Source organism: Mesorhizobium sp. P2_D1 (assembly GCF_056404455.1).
Window position 1 is genome coordinate 62,791 of sequence record NZ_JBFUDZ010000019.1, and the last position, 18,413, is coordinate 81,203.

The window sequence follows — 18,413 nt, forward strand, 5'->3', positions numbered from 1 at the left end:
TGCGCCAGATGCTAAGTGGCGTATATACCGCCCAAAGCTGGCTCCTCCCGACAAGGTGATGAAATTGTTGCCTGTTGCTGGATTGCGAGCAAGATTTTTTCAGGTGCATTCGCGCTGAAATGCTCGCATGACTGGTATATTGCAGCGTGGCAGTCTCAGCAATTGGGTTGCAGTCATGTTGTGTGCGGTGCACAACAATGATTTTCTAAGGATTGGTAACATACAATCACACAATGTGATCATGGCGCCCCGGCCAATTGTGGCATGACGTGCCGGCAAAGAACTGTCGAGGAATCTGGTAAGCATGGCAGGGAATTATTTCGGCACGGACGGCATTCGCGGGCGCGCCAACAAATTTCCGATGACCGCTGAAATCGCGATGCGGGTCGGTATGGCCGCCGGCCTCTCGTTCCAGCGCGGCAGTCATCGTCATCGCGTCGTGCTCGGCAAGGATACCAGGCTTTCGGGCTACATGATCGAGAATGCGATGGTGTCCGGCCTGTGCGCCGCCGGCATGGACGTGTTCCTTCTCGGCCCGATCCCGACGCCAGCCGTCGCCATGCTGGTGCGTTCGCTGCGCGCCGATATCGGCGTCATGATCTCGGCCTCGCACAATCCCTATTACGACAACGGCATCAAGCTGTTCGGCCCTGACGGCTACAAGCTCTCCGACGAGATCGAAGAGCGCATCGAGGGCATGCTCGACAAGGACATCGAACTGACGCTCGCCGATTCAGACGGGCTTGGCCGGGCCAAGCGCGTCGATGGCGTGCATGACCGCTACATCGAATTCGCCAAACGCACCTTGCCGCGCTCGATGTCGCTTTCGGGCCTCAGGATCGTGGTCGACTGCGCCAATGGCGCCGCCTACAAGGTGGCGCCCGAGGCACTGTGGGAACTGGGTGCCGAAGTCGTCGCCATCAATGTCGAACCCAACGGCTTCAACATCAACAAGGAATGCGGTTCGACCCATCCCGCGGGGCTGCAGAAGAAGGTGCACGAAGTGCGCGCCGACATCGGCATCGCGCTCGACGGCGATGCCGACCGTGTCGTCATTGTCGATGAGAACGGGGCGATCGTCGACGGCGATCAGATCATGGCACTGATCGCGGAATCCTGGCACCAGAGAGGGCGGCTTGCCGGCGGCGGCGTCGTGTCGACGGTCATGTCCAATCTCGGCCTCGAGCGTTTCCTCGGCGACATGAAGCTGCAATTGCACCGCACCAAGGTCGGCGACCGCTATGTCGTGGAGCATATGCGCGCGCATGGGCTCAATGTCGGCGGCGAACAGTCGGGCCATATCGTGCTGTCGGATTTCTCGACCACCGGCGACGGCCTCGTTTCGGCGCTGCAGGTGCTGGCCTGCATCAAACGGCAGGGTCGGCCGGTCAGCGAGCTGTCGAAGAAATTCGAACCGGTGCCGCAGCTTCTGAAGAACGTCCATATTTCCGGCGGCAAGCCGCTCGAGGAAGCGCCCGTCAAGGCAGCCATCGAGGATGCCCGCCACCGCCTGGGCAAGGCCGGGCGGCTGGTCATCCGGCCATCCGGCACCGAGCCGCTGATCCGCGTCATGGCCGAGGGCGACGACCCGCAACTGGTCGAGGCCGTCGTCAACGACATCGTCGAAGTCATCTCGGAAACACGCAGCGCCGCCTGATCTCTAGCGCGCCCGAAGGGCGTCGCGCCCAACGCGCCCAAAGGGCGTCGCCCAGCGCCCATGCAGGCGTCGCGCCTCAGCATATCCACCCGCAAAAAAAGGCCCGCCCTTCTGGCGGGCTTTTTGTTGGCCAGCAGTCGCTCCCGGTCTCGAAAATCGCGCCCTGATTCCTCGAAGTGTAGAGATTCGTGGTTAAGCAACAGGGTTAAACGCCTTTTAACCTTTGCAATTCATTATCCACGACTGAAAGCAATCGCATTTCGGACACGATCGCCGTTCCGAACTTCCTAGGGGTGACAAGCATGTTCAATACAGCAAGAAAGGCCCTGCTCGCTGCGCTGTTCGCAGGGCTGACCGGGCCGGTTTTCGCAGCCGACCTCCCGGTGGTCGAAGAGGCTCCGCCGCCGGTCTACGAGCAGCCGGCCGATATTGGCGGCTGGTATATTCGCGGCGATATCGACTATCACAAGTCGGATGTGCGCGGCGTCGACTACATGACTTACTCCATCGATCCCTGTAATTGCCTGATCACACCCGGCAGCAAGAGCTTCGATTTCGCCAATCTCAAGGGCGGTTTCTCGCTCGGCGGCGGTGTTGGTTACAAGGTCAATGATTACTTCCGCACGGACTTGACTGCCGACTACTGGTTCAAGTCGAACTTCGACGGCGGCACTTCGGATGCCGTCTCGACATCGACCGAAGAGTCAAAGATGAGCGCCTTGCTCCTGCTGGCAAACGCCTATGCCGATCTCGGCACATATCATGGCATCACGCCCTATGTCGGTGCCGGCATCGGCGGCGCGCATGTCAAATGGGATGATCTCAGGGACCCGAACACCACCGAGTTCAACCCCGGCTCGTCCAACTGGCGCTTCGCCTACGCTCTGATGGCCGGTGCTTCCTACTGCCTGACCGACAAGATCATCCTTGATGCCGGTTATCGCTACAGCCACATCCAGGGCGGTCGCATGTTCGAATGGGACGCAAGCAGCGCCGGCCCCGGCTTCGACGGCGGCATCAACACCCACGAGGTGCGCGGTGGCCTGCGCTATCAGTTCGGCGGGAACAACGGTTGCGCGGCGCCGGTGGTTGCCTATCAGCCCGAACCCGAGCCGGTCTACACCAAGTAACGCCAGCATTCCCAGCAAGTTCGCGAACCGCCCGGCATCGACCGGGCGGTTTTCGTTTGAGCGGTTCTGCGTTTCATGGAAACGCAGAACCGCTCAATCTCTTTGTCTTGACGCAATCCGTTTGACACTTTTCCTGGATTGCTCGTGGGTCGCCTGCAATGAAAGTTTCCGCCGGAAATGAATTTGCTAACGCTCTGTTAGCCTTAACCGGCACTTAACCACTATGGTTAACAATGCTTCCTGAAACGATGGCTGCCGTTGCAATAGCTGGCGGCGCCAAATTCGGGAGTCGGGTCCATGACAGTTACTTCGCGTATAGCGCTGGCGCTCGGCGCACTTGCCCTTATGCCGCTGACGCCCACGCTCGCCGCCGACTATGATCCGCCGATCTACGTCGACCAGGCGCCGGACTATGTGCCCGTCGAGGTCGGCTCGGGCTGGTATCTGCGCGGCGATGTCTCCTATCTGGTGCAGAAGAGCTTCGAAAATGAGGATTTCACCTTCACGCCGGCGAGCTACGACGACAAGGAAGATCCCATCTTTGTCAGCATCGGCTTTGGCTACCATTTCAACGACTATCTGCGTGCAGATCTCAATCTCGGCTACCTGCCCGGCAACAAGATCAGCGTCGGCTATGACAATTCAGCGATCGTGACGCCGCCGGTAGAGTCGACCGTGGCATCGGCATCGCTGAAGAACTACGCCTTCTCTGGCATGCTCAACGGTTATGTCGACCTTGGTACCTATGTCGGGATCACGCCCTACCTCGGCGCCGGTATCGGCGTTGTCCGCAGCACGCGCAAGCTTTCGGCTAGCTTCATCGACAACAATGACCCGACCAGCGAGTTGATCCAGCAGGACGACCAGACCAAGTACTCGCTGGCTTACACGTTGAATGCGGGGCTTGCCTATCAGGTGTCGAAGAACGTTTCCGTCGATCTGGGCTATCAGTATTTTTCCGCCCCCGACGCCGAATATGTGACTGCCGAAAGCCTGACCTCCTTCCCGGTCCACAAGGGGATCAGCAATCACCAGCTCAAGCTCGGGCTACGCTACGATCTCTGGTAGCAGGCTCGGTACACATCAAAACACCGGCGGCGGATCTTCGGATCTGCCGTTTGCGTTCGAGGTCGCGACATCCTGATCACGGATCGCCGGTATCCTGCCAACGACAAAAACTTTCCTCTTGACGCCCGAAGCCTGAACGCATATCGCCGTCCGTGGGCCACCCCTCCCCAACGAGGGGCCACTATCTGGAAGGATAGACCACGATGACGACACATACGAAGCCCGGACTCCGTCCGGCAAATCCCAATTTCTCCTCAGGTCCCTGCGCAAAACGCCCCGGCTGGTCGGTCGAGGCGCTGAAAGCTGCTGCGCTCGGCCGTTCGCACCGCGCCAAGATCGGCAAGGCCAAGCTCGAACAGGCGATCGAGCTGACGCGGGAAATTCTCCAGGTTCCGGCGGACTACCGCATCGGCATCGTGCCGGCGTCGGACACCGGCGCGGTCGAGATGGCGCTGTGGTCACTGCTCGGCGAGCGCGGCGTCGACATGGTCGCCTGGGAGAGCTTCGGCTCCGGCTGGGTCACCGATGTGGTCAAGCAGCTCAGGCTTGCCGACGTGCGCAAGATCGAGGCCGGCTACGGCCAATTGCCCGACCTGGCGAAGATCGACTTCGATCGCGATGTGGTCTTCACATGGAACGGTACCACGTCGGGCGTGCGGGTGCCTAACGGCGATTTCATTCCCGCGGATCGCAAGGGCCTGACCATCTGCGACGCGACTTCGGCCGCCTTTGCGCAAAGGCTCGACTTCCACAAGCTGGATGTCGTCACCTTCTCCTGGCAGAAGGTGCTGGGCGGCGAGGGCGCGCATGGCATGCTGATCCTGTCGCCTCGCGCCGTCGAGCGGCTGGAGACCTACAAGCCGGCCTGGCCGCTGCCGAAGATCTTCCGCCTGACCTCGGGCGGCAAGCTTATCGAAGGCATCTTCAAGGGCGAGACCATCAACACGCCGTCGATGCTGTGCGTCGAGGATTATCTCGACGCGCTTCACTGGGCGAAGTCGATCGGCGGCCTCGAGGCACTGATCGCCAGAGCCGATGCCAATGCCGCCGTCATCGATCGCTTTGTCGGCAAGTCCTCATGGCTCGGTCATCTCGCCGTCGAACCGGCGACGCGGTCGAACACCTCGGTCTGCCTGTCCTTCACCGACCCAGACGTGTCCGCGCTCGACGCCGACGGGCAGGCGGCTTTCGCCAAGGGGCTGGTCTCAGTGCTGGACAAGGAAGGTGTCGCCTATGACATCGGCGCCTATCGCGACGCACCGCCCGGCCTGCGCATCTGGTGCGGCGCGACGGTGGACACCGCCGATCTCGAAGCGCTGCTGTCCTGGCTCGACTGGGCCTTTGCCGCGCAAAAGGCCTCGCTCAAGGCCGCGGCCTGACTCCGAAGGGCTGGGTGGGGTCGCCTCCACCCGGCTCAACGATCCAACATCCAGAAGATCAGGCCATCCGGCCCACAAGGACCCCATCCCGGTGCTTCCGCGCCGACCCTCCTCTCAAGGTGGAGGGTCGCCAATCGCAAAGGATCAAATCCATGCCTCGCGTTCTCGTCTCAGACAAACTTTCTCCCACCGCCGTGCAGATCTTCAAGGATCGCGGCGTCGAGGTCGACTATCTGCCCGACCTCGGCAAGGACAAGGAAAAGCTCGCCGAAGTGATCGGCCAGTATGACGGCCTCGCCATCCGCTCGGCGACCAAGGTCACCGAAAAGCTGATCAATGCCGCCACCAATCTCAAGGTCATCGGCCGCGCCGGCATCGGCGTCGACAATGTCGATATCCCGGCGGCGAGCCGCAAGGGCATCATCGTGATGAACACGCCCTTCGGCAATTCGATCACCACCGCCGAACATGCGGTGGCGATGATTTTCGCGCTGGCGCGCCAGATCCCGGAAGCCAACGCCTCGACCCATGCCGGCAAATGGGAAAAGAACCGCTTCATGGGCGTCGAGATCACCGGCAAGACGCTGGGCATCATCGGCTGCGGCAACATCGGCTCGATCGTCGCCACGCGCGGCGTCGGCCTCAAGATGCATGTCATTGCCTTCGACCCGTTCTTGTCGGACAGGCGGGCCGAAGAGCTTGGCGTCGACAAGGTCGAGCTGGATGAGCTTTTCGCCCGCGCCGACTTCATCACGCTGCACACGCCGCTGACCGACAAGACGCGCAACATCATCGACGCCGCCGCGATCGCCAAGATGAAGAACGGCGTGCGCATCATCAACTGCGCGCGTGGCGGGCTGGTCGTCGAAGCCGACCTGATCGCGGCGCTGAAGAGCGGCAAGGTGGCTGGTGTCGGCATCGACGTTTTCGAGGTCGAGCCGGCCGAGCAGAATGCGTTGTTCGGCATGGAGAATGTGGTGGCAACGCCGCATCTCGGCGCCTCGACGGCGGAAGCGCAGGAGAATGTCGCGCTGCAGGTCGCCGAACAGATGGCCGACTACCTGATCAAGGGAGCCGTCTCCAACGCCATCAACATGCCGTCGATCACCGCCGAGGAAGCGCCGCGGCTGAAGCCCTTCGTCAAGCTCGCCGAAGTGCTCGGCGCCTTTGTCGGCCAGGTCACCGAAGACCCGATCACGGAGGTCGAGATCCTGTTCGACGGCTCGACCGCGACGATGAACACGCGCGCGCTGATCAGCGCCACCCTTGCCGGGCTGATCCGGCCGCAGGTCTCCGACGTCAACATGGTGTCGGCGCCGATCATGGTGAAGGAGCGCGGCATCATCGTTGCCGAGGTCAAGCGCGACAAGTCCGGCGTGTTCGACGGCTACATCAAGCTGACGGTCAAGACCGAGCACAAGACACGCTCGATCGCCGGCACCTGCTTCTCCGATGGCAAGCCGCGCTTCATCCAGATCAAGGGCATCAACCTCGACGCCGAGGTCGGCCAGCACATGCTCTATACGACCAATGCCGACGCGCCGGGCATCATCGGCCTGCTGGGCACGGTGTGCGGCGAGAACGGCGTCAACATCGCCAACTTCCAGCTTGGTCGCAATCGGCCGGGCGGCGATGCCATCGCGCTGCTCTATCTCGATGCGCCATTCCCGGAAAACGTGCTGGAGCAGGTCAAGGCGCACAAGTCGATCGACTCGGCCAAGCGGCTGCACTTCGACGTCAACTCGATGTGACCCCGCGACTTGCTACGAAAGATCGAAAGGCGCGGCCTGGTCCGCGCCTTTCGTTTGTTCAGCGTGTCCTGGCCGACCGCAGCGCTGCCTTGCGCCCGCTGTATTCGGCAAGCCCGATGCCGCCCACCACAAGCACCAGAGCCAGCGCCTGGTAGAGTTGGAATGTCTCGCCGACGATCAGCACCGAAAGCAGCGTGCCGAAGATCGGTACCAGGTTGATGAACAGGCCGGCGCGGTTGGCGCCGATCAGTTCGTTGCCCCTGATGTAGAAGATCTGCGAGATGGCCGAGGCGCCGACCGCGGTATAGACAATGACCAGCCAGCCGCGCGCGTCGGGCACGATGACCTTGCCGGCGGCGATCTCCCACACGAAGAAGGGCAGCGAGGTGACAAGTGCGGCAACCGACAGGGCCAGCATCAGGCTCTGCCAGTGCATCGCCGGCTTCAGCCGCAGCCCGACCGAATAGCCGCTGTAGAGAAACACCGCGACCAGCATGATGGCGTCGCCGAAATTGAGCTCCAGCGTCAACAGCCGACGCGGATCGCCATGGCAGGCAGTCAGGACCACGCCGGCGATGGTCAGCACGACGCCGACAATCTGCGCCCCGTTCACGCGCAAGCGGAAGAAGACGAAATTGGCGACGATGATCAGGATAGGCATCGCCGCCTGTTCGATCGAGACGTTGATGGCCGTCGTGTAGTTGAGCGCGGTGTAGAAGATCGTGTTGAACAAGGTGAAGCCGCTGGCGCCAAGAGCCGCCAGCACGAGCCAGTGCTTGCGCACCACCGGCCAGTCCTTGCGTATCGTCTGAAAGCCGATCGGCAGCAAGATCGCCACGGCCAGCACCCAGCGCAGGAAGACGAGTGTCATCGGCGAGACGTGATCGACCGCCAGCTTGCCGGCCACCGAGTTGCCGCCCCACAGCAAGGTGGTGAGCAGCAGGAATATGTAGGCGCGTCGATGCATGGCGGGATTCCGGGCGCCAGAGGTGAGCTGCGGTGTTTGCCGGCCTATTGCCCCCGTCTGCCCAAGTAAATGATGTCAAAGCCGAAAATTGTTGTGCCTCAGCGCAATTTTGGCGGCAAAGAAAGGTCGCGCTCACGAGGTCTTGACGTTATAGAGGCCTGTCGTTTCGAACCATATTCAAGCCGCTCGGCGGCGTCTCAAGGGAAAAGAAACATGGCCAATGTGGTGGTCGTCGGCTCGCAGTGGGGCGACGAGGGCAAGGGCAAGATCGTCGACTGGCTGTCGGAGCGCGCCGATGTCGTGGTGCGCTTTCAAGGTGGCCACAATGCCGGCCACACGCTGGTCGTCGACGGCAAGGTCTACAAATTGTCGTTGCTTCCGTCCGGGGTCGTGCGCCAGGGCAAGCTGTCCATCATCGGCAATGGCGTCGTTTTCGACCCGCATGCTTTCGTCGCCGAAGTGGCGAAGCTCAAGGCGCAAGGCGTCGAAGTGGCGCCGGATCGCCTGAAAATAGCCGAAAACACAGCGCTTATCCTGTCGCTACATCGGGAGCTGGATGGATTCCGCGAGGACGCCGCCTCCAATTCCGGAACGAAGATTGGCACGACCCGCCGTGGCATCGGCCCGGCCTATGAAGACAAGGTGGGCCGGCGCGCGGTCAGGGTGATGGATTTGGCGGATTTGGAAACGCTGCCCTTGAAGGTCGACAGGCTGCTGACGCACCACAATGCGCTGCGTCGCGGACTTGGACATGCCGAAGTCACGCATGAAGCGATCATGCATGAGCTGACCTCGGTCGCGGCCGAGATCCTGCCCTACATGGACCGGGTCTGGAAAATCCTGGACGACAAGCGCCGCGCTGGCGAACGCATCCTGTTCGAGGGCGCGCAAGGCACGTTSCTCGATATCGACCACGGTACCTATCCGTTCGTCACCTCGTCGAACACGGTCGCTGGGCAGGCGGCCGCCGGCTCTGGCGTCGGCCCGGGCGCCATCGGCTATGTGCTCGGCATCACCAAGGCCTACACGACGCGCGTCGGCGAAGGCCCGTTCCCGACCGAGCAGAAGAACGAGATCGGCGAGTTCCTCGGCACGCGCGGCCATGAATTCGGTGTCGTCACCGGCCGCAAGCGCCGCTGCGGCTGGTTCGACGCGGTGCTGGTGCGCCAGGCCGTCGCCGTCAACGGCATCAAGGGCATCGCGCTGACCAAGCTCGACGTGCTCGATGGGCTGGACGAGATCAAGGTCTGCACCGGCTACCGTCTCGACGGCGAGATGATCGACTATCTGCCGGCCAGCCAGGGCGCGCAGGCACGCGTCGAACCGGTCTACGAGACGCTGGAGGGCTGGAAGGGCACCACCGCCGGCGCACGCAGCTGGAACGATCTTCCGGCCCAGGCCGTCAAATATGTCCGCTACATCGAGGAGCTGATCGGCGCCCCGGTCGCGCTCCTGTCCACCAGCCCGGAACGGGATGACACGATACTTGTGACCGATCCGTTTCAAGACTAGTTTCTCAGCCTTTCCGGGCATCGCGGCCGATTTGCGGGGCCCGGCCCGGGAGCAAAATACAGGTCGACCGAAGCATGGCAGATTTCGTTTCTGTTCTGAAAAGGCAGCTCGACAAGCACGGCGAGCCGGGACTCGATACGCGCAAGCGGATCTATGACGGTGCGCGTACCGCGCTCGAAAAGAGGCTTGCGGAATTTTCGCCGCCGCTGTCCGCCGAGGTCATAGCCAAGCAGAAGCGCTCCCTGGAAGACGCTGTCGCGAGTGTCGAGCGGGACTACGCCAAGAGCGCGCCGGACACTGATCCGCTTGCGGAGCTGGAACACATCTTTTCCTCGATCGACCGCAACAAGAACCAGCCGAGCCATGCACGGCAACCGACGAAGGAAGAACCAACCTGGCCGGCACCGCCCGCGGCCAAACCGGAACCTTATCGACCGGCGCCACCACCTGCCGCCAAGGTCGAGCCAAGCTGGCAAAAGCCGACGCAAGCGCCTTCTGCTCGCACAGAAACGCCCCTTCCGGGGATGGACAGCGAGGAGGCCGAGGACGACGGGGTCGATGTCTTTTCAACCAACGAAGAGCCGGTGTCGGACACTTTCCAGCGCCTGAGGCCCGCCGAACGCAGGCGCAGCTATGGCGGCTTGATCGCTGTCGTCGTCGCCTTGCTGGTCGTTGCCGGTGGTGGCTATGGCATCTGGCTGAACAAGGACGCCTTCGGCAAGATGCTGGGGCTCGACGGCAGCACCAAGGTCGTGAAGACGGAACCGGTGAAGCCGGCGCCGGCCAAGCCGGCAACAGATGCCGCGGCAGCGCCGCCAGCACCCGCGGCCGGCGGCACCGAAAGCGAAGCCCCGAAATTCACCCAGCGGCTGACGCCGCAGGGCAGCGAAGTCGACCCCGGCCCGGCCGGCGGACAGAGCGGCATCGGCGAAGGCGAATCGGTCGCCGCACTGACCACGCCGCCCTCGGCGACGAACGCGCCAGCGGTTTCTGCACCAGCTGCCGCCACTCCGCCCGCGGCCGCCCCCGCCACAACGCCACCACCCGGTACGGCACCGGCACCGGCGACGCCTCCTGCAGCGGAGGCCGCACCTGCGGCGCCGGCTGCAGCCGCCACGCCGCCAGCACCGGCAGCCGCCACGCCGCCAGCACCGGCAGCAGCACCGGCAGGCGCCGCGCCGGCACCTGCAGCCGCGGCGGCCGCGCCTGCGGAAACCGCGTTGCCGGTGGGCCAAAAGGCAATCTTCTATGAGGAGCGCACCAGCACCGCCCAGGGTTCGGCGGAGCCCGGCAGCATCGTCTGGTCGCTGGTGCAGGAATCGCCCGGTGGCGACCTGCCACCGGAACCGGCGATCCGTGCTGAGGCAACCATTCCCGGCAAGGACATCCAGTTGCGCATGACCATCCGTCGCAACACCGACCAGACATTGCCGGCCAGCCATATCATCGAGATGATCTTCCTGACGCCCGACGGCTTCGAAGGCGGCGGTGTCGACAACATCCTGCGCGTCGCGATGAAGAGTTCGGAGCAAGATGCCGGCAGCCCGTTGATCGGCATTCCGGCCAAGATCGCCGACGGTTTCTTCCTCGTTGCGCTAAACGACACCAAGGCCGATGAGGACGCCAACATGACCTTGCTACGCGGGCAGGACTGGATCGATGTGCCGGTCGTCTACAAGACCGGACGGCGGGCGCTGCTGACCATGGAAAAGGGCATTCCCGGCGAGAAGGTGTTCGACGAGGCGATCAAGGCCTGGCAGGCGAAGACGGCGGGCTGAGCAGGGCGTCGGGCGTGGCGCCCGCTGTCTCAAAAGCCCTGGAACAGCATGTCGAGCGCGGCGACGATGTCGTCATGGTGCATGGAAAGATTCCCCTCTGCACCCGGGAGTTCAGAGGCCGTCAAGGCTGACATGAACTGCGTGACCATCACATGATTTTTGCCATCGATGGCGAAGGTCGGGTTTAGCCGGCGGCCCGGAACCGGGGCTATGTTGGGCGGCATCAACGGAATGACGACTCTCGTGCTCAGCCCGTCAAGAAGGTCGGACTGAACATCGAGAAGGTAACCTTTGCCCTCGGTATTCCGATAGAAATCGTAACGTGCCATCAAAAGAGCCGGTGTCTGGCCAATGGCAGTCCGTTGCGCTCGACATATTCGTTGGAGCTTTTAATGGCTTCCTTGTTTTCTTCTTGCCATCGACGCGTTTTTTCCGCCGCAATCGCTTTCGCGATACCCGCCTCGGCGGCGCGGGAGATGTTAATACCCAGCGCCTTCGCGTCGTTGATCAACTGAGAGTCAATGGACGTGTTGACGGACTTGCGCTGAGGTTTTGACGTCGATTGGAGCATGGACATAGCCTCTTTTATGCGCATAATATAGGCGCATAAAAGCCCACAAGCAAGCGAAGGCGGCTAACGCCTCCGTTGCGGTCCGGTGCTCCTCACCCTTCCATCTCCTCGCGCAGCATCTCCAGTTCCAGCCACTCTTCCTCCAATGCGGCCAGCGTCGCGCGCTCCTTGTCGAGGGCGGCAATGGTCTTCTGGAACGAAGCCGGATCGCGCTCGTAATAGGCCGGATCGGCGATGTTGTTCTCAAGCCTCGAGATCGACGCCATCACGGCTTCGATTTTCTTGGGCAGGGTTTCCAGCGTGAATTTCTGCTTGAACGACAGTTTCTTCGCCGGCCCCTTTGGCGCGGCGGCTTCATTTTTGGTTGCCGCCGTGGCTTCGCCGGCTTCGGCTTTCACCCGCGCCTTGCGATCGTCTAGCCTGGTGCCGCCGCGCTGCGCCAGCATGTCCGAATAGCCGCCGGCATATTCGATCCAGCGGCCGCCGCCGTCCGGCGCAATGATGCTGGTTACGGTGCGGTCGAGGAAATCGCGGTCGTGGCTGACCAGGATGACGGTGCCGGCAAAGCCGGCAACCAGTTCCTGCAGCAATTCCAGCGTCTCCATGTCGAGATCGTTGGTCGGCTCATCGAGCACCAGAAGGTTTGCCGGCCGCGCCAGCACGCGCGCCAGCAAGAGCCGCGCCCGTTCGCCACCGGAAAGCTCGCGCACCGGCGTGCGTGCCTGCTCGGCCTTGAACAGGAAATCCTTCATGTAGGAGACGACATGGCGCTGCTCGCCATTGATGACGAGGTTCTCGCCGCGTCCGTCGGTGAGATATTGCGCCAGCGTCTCCTGTGGATCGACTGCTTCGCGCTTCTGGTCGAGCGTGGCGATCTCCAGATTGGTGCCGAGCCGCACCGAGCCGGCATCGGGCTTCAACTCACCGGTCAGCATCTTCAGCAGCGTCGTCTTGCCGGCGCCGTTCGGCCCGACGAAGCCGACGCGATCGCCGCGCTGGATGCGGGTCGAGAATGCCCTAACCACGGTGAGGTCGCCGAAGCTCTTCTCGATGTTTTTCGCCTCGATCACCAGCTTGCCGGATTCGGCGGCGTCGCTCGCCACCATGGTTGCCGAGCCTTCGGCGCCGCGATGGCCACGAAAACGCTGGCGCATGGTCTGCAATTCGCCAAGGCGGCGCATGTTGCGCTTGCGCCGCGCCGTCACGCCGTAGCGCAGCCAGTGCTCCTCGCGCACGATCTGGCGGCCGAGCTTGTGCTGTTCGCGCTCTTCCTCTTCCAGCACGAGGTCGCGCCATTCCTCGAAATGGCCAAACCCCTTGTCCAGCCTGCGGGTCTGACCGCGGTCGAGCCAGACGGTGGCGCGCGATACGCGCTCGAGGAAACGGCGGTCGTGCGAGATGACGACGAGTGCCGAGGAGGTGCGGACGAGCTCTTCTTCCAGCCATTCGATCACCGAGAGATCGAGATGGTTGGTCGGCTCATCAAGCAGCAGAATATCGGGCTCCGGCGCCATGACGCGGGCGAGTGCCGCGCGCCTGGCCTCACCGCCGGAAAGATCGTTTGGCCGCTCCTCGCCCGACAGGCCGAGATGCTCCATCAGATAGCTGGCGCGATATGGATCGTCCGCAGGCCCGAGTCCTGCTTCGACATAGGCGCGCACCGTCGCAAAACCCTCCATGTCGGGCATCTGCGGCAAATAGCGGATTGTCGCCGAAGGCTGCCGGAATACCTCGCCGTCCTGTGGCTCGATCAGGCCAGCGGCGATCTTCAGCAGCGTCGACTTGCCAGAGCCGTTGCGGCCGACCAGCGCGATCTTGTCGCCGGCCGAGGCGGTCAAGGCGGCGCCATCGAGCAGCGGCGTGCCACCGAAGGTCAGTTTTATCCCGTCGAGATTGAGAAGGGGCGGGGCCATATCAGCTTTCAGGTAGTGGATAAGGGTGGGCGAGCAATAGCGCGCGGCCCTGGCCGAGTGTGATTTCGAGGCGGCCCTTGACCTCGTTGGAGATGGTCAATGACGAGCCGAACGCCACCTTGACGCGGTCGAGCGGCCATTTGGCGCCGGTGACGGTCAGGCCGGAAAGATCGGAAAAGCCGAGCACCGAAAACAACGTGCCGTCGGCATAGTCGAAGACCGCTTTCCCGTTCAGAAGCGGAGCGCCTTCCTGCGCCCCGCTGGTCAAAAGCATCTCGGTTCCGGCTTCGGCCAGCCGCAGGGCAAGTGCCAGATGCAGGAAGGCGTGGTCGGCGCGCTTGCCGCCGAATGCGCCGGCGAGCACCAGGCTGGTCGCGCCGCGCTCCAATGCGGCGGCGACCGCCAGTTCGCCATCGGTCTGGTCCTTCTCCGTCGGAAAGGTCCGGCGGGGCACGGCGGCGAGGTCATCCGGCAGGTTGGCCGGCACGGAATCGAAATCACCCACCCACAGTTCCGGGACAAGGCCCAGCAGACGCGCATGGCCGATGCCGGCGTCGGCGGCGATAACGCGGGAGCCTTCGACCTGGTGGTCGAGCCGCGGCGTGCGGACGAGATCGCCGCCAAGCAGGATGGTGAAAGTGCTCATATCGTGTGGCCCTTACCAGCCCGGCACGGGAAACGGAAGGCCGGCAAACTGCCACTTGCGTGAGGGATCGGCCCGGCCTATGTGTCGAAACGCTCTAACGGGGTGCCGGACGCGATCTTCGCGGACCGGCTGAGAGGCAATCTCGCCAACCCGCTGAACCTGATCCGGTTTGTACCGGCGGAGGGATTAGACGTTTCGGACAGTCCGGCGCCTCAATTCCTTTCAATTCGAACGAAGGAGGCGCCGATGCGCACGCTTTTCTACTCCCTTGCCTCAGCCATGGTTGTGGCCCTGTCCGGACCTGCCTTGGCCAAGGACAAGCTCACCGTCTACACCTATGAGAGTTTCACCGCCGACTGGGGTCCAGGTCCCGTGGTGAAGAAGGAATTCGAGGCCGAGTGCGGCTGCGATGTCGAGTTCGTCTCCGTCGCCGACGGCGTCGCGCTGCTCAACCGCGTCAGGCTGGAAGGGGCATCGACCAAGGCCGACATCGTGCTTGGCCTCGACACCAATCTCACCGCCGATGCCAAGGCCACGGGCCTGTTTGCGCCGCATGGCGCGGTGTCCGACGTCAATGTGCCGGGCGGCTGGAGCGACGATACTTTCGTTCCTTTCGACTATGGCTATTTCGCCGTCGTCTACGACACTGAAAAGCTGAAGAGCCCGCCGAAGAGCCTGAAGGACCTGGTCGAAGGCAGCGCCGACGACAAGATCGTCATCCAGGATCCGCGCACCTCGACCCCGGGTCTCGGCCTGCTGTTGTGGGTCAAGTCGGTCTATGGCGACAAGGCGCCGGAAGCTTGGGCCAAGCTCAAGTCGAAAGTGCTGACCGTGACGCCGGGCTGGAGCGAGGCCTATGGCCTGTTCACCAAGGGCGAGGCGCCGATGGTGTTGTCCTACACGACGTCGCCGGCCTATCACATGGTCGCCGAGAACACCGAGCGCTACCAGGCAGCGTCGTTCGAAGAGGGCGAATATCTGCAGATCGAGGTTGCCGGCATCACCACGACAGGGGCGAAGAACCCGCTGGCGGAAAAGTTCCTGGCTTTCATGACCGGACCGAAATTCCAGGATGCCATCCCCGAGACCAACTGGATGTTCCCGGCCGGCAAGACCGACAAGCCGCTCAACCCGGCCTTCGACAAATTGGTCAAGCCGACCAAGACCTTGCTGTTCAGCCCCGAGGAGGTCGCCGCCAACCGCAAGGCCTGGGTCGATGAGTGGCTGGCGGCGATGAGCAAGTAGGATTCAAGCTTCGCCATATGTTTGTGCCAAGTCACCCCCCTCTGGCCTGCCGGCCATCTCCCCCGCAAGGAGGGAGATCGGCAGCTCTGTCGCGTCGCTCATTCCTGCCATTTTGGAATTTGGCCTGGGTGGCGAAACGAGCAATCTCCCCCCTTGCGGGGGWGWTGTCCGGTAGGACAGAGGGGGGTGGGCGGGAACTAGACCTTAGCCAAGCATTTCAATCAATTGACACCCATGACAGCGTTGGGTAGCGCGACATGCCCACGCGCCATCCATCTGACCCCCGCATCACCGCCGGCATCATCGCGCTCGCCGCCATCGCGCTGCTGATCGGCGGCGCGTTTGCCGGGCTGCTTTTCGAAGGCGCTCACGACTTCTCTGGCGCTTGGGCAGCCTTCGATCCTTATCTGCTGCGCGTCGTTCGCTTCACGCTCTTGCAAGCGGCGCTCTCGACGCTGCTTTCGGTCGGGTCGGCGCTGTTGGTGGCGCGCGCGCTGTCGCGGCATCCACGCTTCCCTGGCCGCTCCTTCATCCTGCAACTGTTCGCCGTACCGTTGGCGCTGCCGGCGATCGTCGCGGCACTCGGCATTCTCGCTCTCTATGGCCGTGCCGGTTATTTCGCTGGCGTGTTCGCAGTGATCGGCGGTGGGAGCTGGCCGGGCATCTATGGCCTGTCAGGCATCCTCGTCGCGCATGTCTTCTTCAACCTGCCGTTCAGCGTGCGGCTGTTCCTCGAGGCATTGCAGACCATTCCCGCCGATCAGTGGCGGTTGGCCAGCCAGCTCGGCATGGGCGCGCGGCCGGCGTTCCGGTTGATCGAATGGCCAACGCTGCGTGCGGCGTTGCCGGGTGTCGCCGGGCTTGTGTTCATGCTCTGCATCACATCCTTCACGATCGTGCTGACGCTTGGCGGCGGGCCGGCCGCGACGACGCTGGAGGTCGGCATCTACCAGGCGCTGCGCTTCGATTTCGATCCCGCTCGAGCCGTCACGCTGACCTTACTGCAGATCGCCTTGACGTTTGTCGTCGTGCTGGCGTTGACGCGGCTTGGCGCCAATGTGGTCGGCGACACCAACCTGCCGGTGGCGCCACGCCGCTACCTCTCCGTCAATGGGACCGAGACCTTGCTGAACGTCGTGATCATCGTGCTGGCGTTGCTGTTTGTCGTCGGACCGATGGCGGCCACGGTGATGGCCGGGCTTGGCGCCGATCTCGGCCGGCTGGCCGGCGAGGCCGTCGTTCGGCGGGCGACGCTGACCAGTGCGGTGCTCGCCTTCCTGTCGGCCCTGCTTTCCGTGACGCTGTCGCTGGCGCTGACCATGGCGCGCCGGGCGCTGGCGCTGAACCGCCGCTCCGGTACAAAGACGATGCTCGAACATGCCGCCGATACCGGCGCCGGTTTTGTCCTCGTCGTGCCGCCGATCGTCGTCGGCGCCGGCTGGTTCCTGTTGCTGCGCCATGTCGGCGATGTCTTTGCCATCGCCCCGGTCATGGTCGTCACCGTCAACGCAGTGATGGCAATGCCGTTCGCGCTGCGCGCTGTCCGTCCCGCCTATGATGCGGCGAGCGAGCGTCACGAACGGCTCTGTGCTCAGCTCGGAATCACGGGCTGGAACCGGTTGATGCTGGTCGACTGGCCGTCGCTGCGGCGGCCGCTCGCCACCGCCTTTGCTTTCGCCATGGCGCTGTCGCTCGGCGATCTCGGCGTCATCGCGCTGTTCGGCAGTGATTCCGTGCAGACCTTGCCTTACCTTCTGTTGGCGCGCATGGGCAGCTACCGCACGCAGGACGCTGCCGGCCTGGCGCTGCTGCTCGGCCTCGTCTGCCTCGCGTTGATCATGGCGGCGCACTGGCTGGGAACGGAGAAGGACCGGGATGCCTGACGGGGTGGCCAGCAGGACTGAAAAGGGCGCCCCGGTGCGGCTGGACCAGGTGTCATTCAGCTATGGCGAGGCGCCGCTCGTTTTCGATGTCGATTTCGCCGCGGCGAAAATCACCGCCATCATGGGGCCTAGCGGTTCTGGCAAGTCGACGCTGCTCAACGTAGTGGCGGGGTTCGAGACGCCGCAGTCGGGCCGCGTGCTGATCGGCGGGGTCGATGTCAGCGCTGAGCCACCGTCAGCGCGGCCCGTGTCGATGGTGTTCCAGGAAAACAATCTCTTTGCGCATCTCTCAGTGGAGCAGAATGTCGGGCTCGGCCGCTCGCCATCCTTGCTGCTGACCGAAGCGGACCGCGCCGCGATCGCTGAGGCGCTCGAACGCACCGGCCTTGCCGCCAAGGAAAAGCGCCTGCCGCGCGAACTCTCCGGCGGTGAGCGCCAGCGCGTCGCCCTGGCTCGGGTCCTGGTGCGCGACCGGCCAGTGCTCCTGCTCGACGAACCCTTCGCCTCGCTCGGCCCGGCGCTGCGCGACGACATGCTGGATCTGGTCGCCGCGGTGCATGCCGAACGAGGCATGACGGTGCTGTTCGTCACCCACCAGCCGGAGGATGCCCGCCGAATCGGCGAGCACGTGGTGTTTCTGGACAATGGCGTTGTCGCGGCAACCGGCAAGGCGGACGAATTCTTCACCGGGGCTGGCCCGGAAGTGTTCCGGCGCTATATCGGCACGGGTGCCGGGGATGCCGTATCACGAGATGTTGCCCGGAAGCGGACATAATTTACGGTCAAACCGGCTCCAGGCGATGCGGCGCTTGCTTGCCATGGCTGGAGGAGTGTGGCTAGGTCCGCCCTACTGGTCCGGCACAGGCCGTGATTTGCCTGCAGCATCCGCCGCTCGCCCCCGAGGGGACGCGCG

At 63.3% G+C, this 18,413-nt stretch carries 15 protein-coding genes and 1 riboswitch; of the genes, 10 read left to right on the forward strand and 5 right to left on the reverse strand.

The genetic code is table 11. The features are described 5' to 3' along the window. Nucleotides 1-304: 304 nt before the first annotated feature. From glmM to serA, 5 genes are all read left to right on the forward strand, one after another. On the forward strand, nucleotides 305-1,657 hold the full coding sequence (gene glmM, locus AC1D0I_RS16075; protein WP_477396277.1) for a phosphoglucosamine mutase: 1,353 nt from the start codon (nucleotides 305-307) through the stop codon (nucleotides 1,655-1,657). Nucleotides 1,658-1,959: 302 nt separating this feature from the next. Next, nucleotides 1,960-2,787 carry an outer membrane protein gene (locus tag AC1D0I_RS16080; protein WP_477396279.1) on the forward strand — a complete coding sequence of 276 codons (828 nt, stop codon included), beginning with the start codon at nucleotides 1,960-1,962 and terminating at the stop codon, nucleotides 2,785-2,787. A 297-nt stretch (nucleotides 2,788-3,084) separates the two neighbouring features. Further along, nucleotides 3,085-3,855 (forward strand): outer membrane protein, encoded by a 771-nt coding sequence (locus AC1D0I_RS16085; RefSeq protein ID WP_477300001.1) that lies wholly within the window; start codon nucleotides 3,085-3,087, stop codon nucleotides 3,853-3,855. A gap of 203 nt (nucleotides 3,856-4,058) precedes the next feature. Next, a complete protein-coding gene (locus tag AC1D0I_RS16090) occupies nucleotides 4,059-5,234 on the forward strand; it encodes a phosphoserine transaminase (RefSeq protein ID WP_477396281.1) in 1,176 nt (391 codons plus the stop codon). A 152-nt stretch (nucleotides 5,235-5,386) separates the two neighbouring features. Further along, the gene (gene serA / locus AC1D0I_RS16095; RefSeq protein ID WP_477396283.1) at nucleotides 5,387-6,985 is read left to right on the forward strand and encodes a phosphoglycerate dehydrogenase; all 1,599 of its coding nucleotides are present in this window, start codon (nucleotides 5,387-5,389) and stop codon (nucleotides 6,983-6,985) included. A 58-nt stretch (nucleotides 6,986-7,043) separates the two neighbouring features. On the opposite strand, the gene AC1D0I_RS16100 is transcribed toward serA, so the two are convergent. Next, on the reverse strand, nucleotides 7,044-7,952 hold the full coding sequence (locus tag AC1D0I_RS16100) for a DMT family transporter (RefSeq protein ID WP_477396285.1): 909 nt from the start codon (nucleotides 7,950-7,952) through the stop codon (nucleotides 7,044-7,046). Nucleotides 7,953-8,165: 213 nt separating this feature from the next. Between AC1D0I_RS16100 and AC1D0I_RS16105 the strand changes: the two genes are divergently transcribed. Continuing rightward, nucleotides 8,166-9,464, forward strand: coding sequence for an adenylosuccinate synthase (locus tag AC1D0I_RS16105; protein WP_477396287.1), 1,299 nt, complete (start codon nucleotides 8,166-8,168; stop codon nucleotides 9,462-9,464). Nucleotides 9,465-9,538: 74 nt separating this feature from the next. Continuing rightward, a complete protein-coding gene (locus AC1D0I_RS16110) occupies nucleotides 9,539-11,242 on the forward strand; it encodes a hypothetical protein (RefSeq protein ID WP_477396289.1) in 1,704 nt (567 codons plus the stop codon). A 29-nt stretch (nucleotides 11,243-11,271) separates the two neighbouring features. On the opposite strand, the gene AC1D0I_RS16115 is transcribed toward AC1D0I_RS16110, so the two are convergent. From AC1D0I_RS16115 to AC1D0I_RS16130, 4 genes are all read right to left on the reverse strand, one after another. After that, the gene (locus AC1D0I_RS16115; protein WP_477396291.1) at nucleotides 11,272-11,571 is read right to left on the reverse strand and encodes a CcdB family protein; all 300 of its coding nucleotides are present in this window, start codon (nucleotides 11,569-11,571) and stop codon (nucleotides 11,272-11,274) included. Then, complete coding sequence (locus AC1D0I_RS16120; protein WP_477396293.1) at nucleotides 11,571-11,813, reverse strand: type II toxin-antitoxin system CcdA family antitoxin; 243 nt, start codon at nucleotides 11,811-11,813, stop codon at nucleotides 11,571-11,573. The genes AC1D0I_RS16115 and AC1D0I_RS16120 overlap by 1 nt, the downstream gene beginning before the upstream one ends. Before the next feature lie 92 nt (nucleotides 11,814-11,905). Next, the gene (locus AC1D0I_RS16125) at nucleotides 11,906-13,726 is read right to left on the reverse strand and encodes an ABC-F family ATP-binding cassette domain-containing protein (protein ID WP_477396295.1); all 1,821 of its coding nucleotides are present in this window, start codon (nucleotides 13,724-13,726) and stop codon (nucleotides 11,906-11,908) included. Nucleotide 13,727: 1 nt separating this feature from the next. Further along, nucleotides 13,728-14,372 (reverse strand): thiamine diphosphokinase, encoded by a 645-nt coding sequence (locus AC1D0I_RS16130; RefSeq protein ID WP_477396297.1) that lies wholly within the window; start codon nucleotides 14,370-14,372, stop codon nucleotides 13,728-13,730. Between the two features lie 88 nt (nucleotides 14,373-14,460). Further along, a riboswitch (TPP riboswitch) is annotated at nucleotides 14,461-14,575 on the forward strand. A gap of 43 nt (nucleotides 14,576-14,618) precedes the next feature. On the opposite strand from AC1D0I_RS16130, the gene thiB reads away from it, so the two are divergent. The 3 genes from thiB to thiQ all read left to right on the forward strand — a co-directional run bounded on the left by thiB (nucleotide 14,619) and on the right by thiQ (nucleotide 18,275). After that, nucleotides 14,619-15,617: a thiamine ABC transporter substrate binding subunit gene (gene thiB / locus AC1D0I_RS16135; RefSeq protein WP_477396299.1), complete on the forward strand. Its 999-nt coding sequence runs from the start codon at nucleotides 14,619-14,621 to the stop codon at nucleotides 15,615-15,617. 257 nt (nucleotides 15,618-15,874) lie between these two features. Further along, nucleotides 15,875-17,500 (forward strand): thiamine/thiamine pyrophosphate ABC transporter permease, encoded by a 1,626-nt coding sequence (thiP, locus tag AC1D0I_RS16140; RefSeq protein WP_477396301.1) that lies wholly within the window; start codon nucleotides 15,875-15,877, stop codon nucleotides 17,498-17,500. Then, on the forward strand, nucleotides 17,493-18,275 hold the full coding sequence (thiQ, locus tag AC1D0I_RS16145) for a thiamine ABC transporter ATP-binding protein (RefSeq protein WP_477396303.1): 783 nt from the start codon (nucleotides 17,493-17,495) through the stop codon (nucleotides 18,273-18,275). The genes thiP and thiQ overlap by 8 nt, the downstream gene beginning before the upstream one ends. Nucleotides 18,276-18,413: the final 138 nt, after the last annotated feature.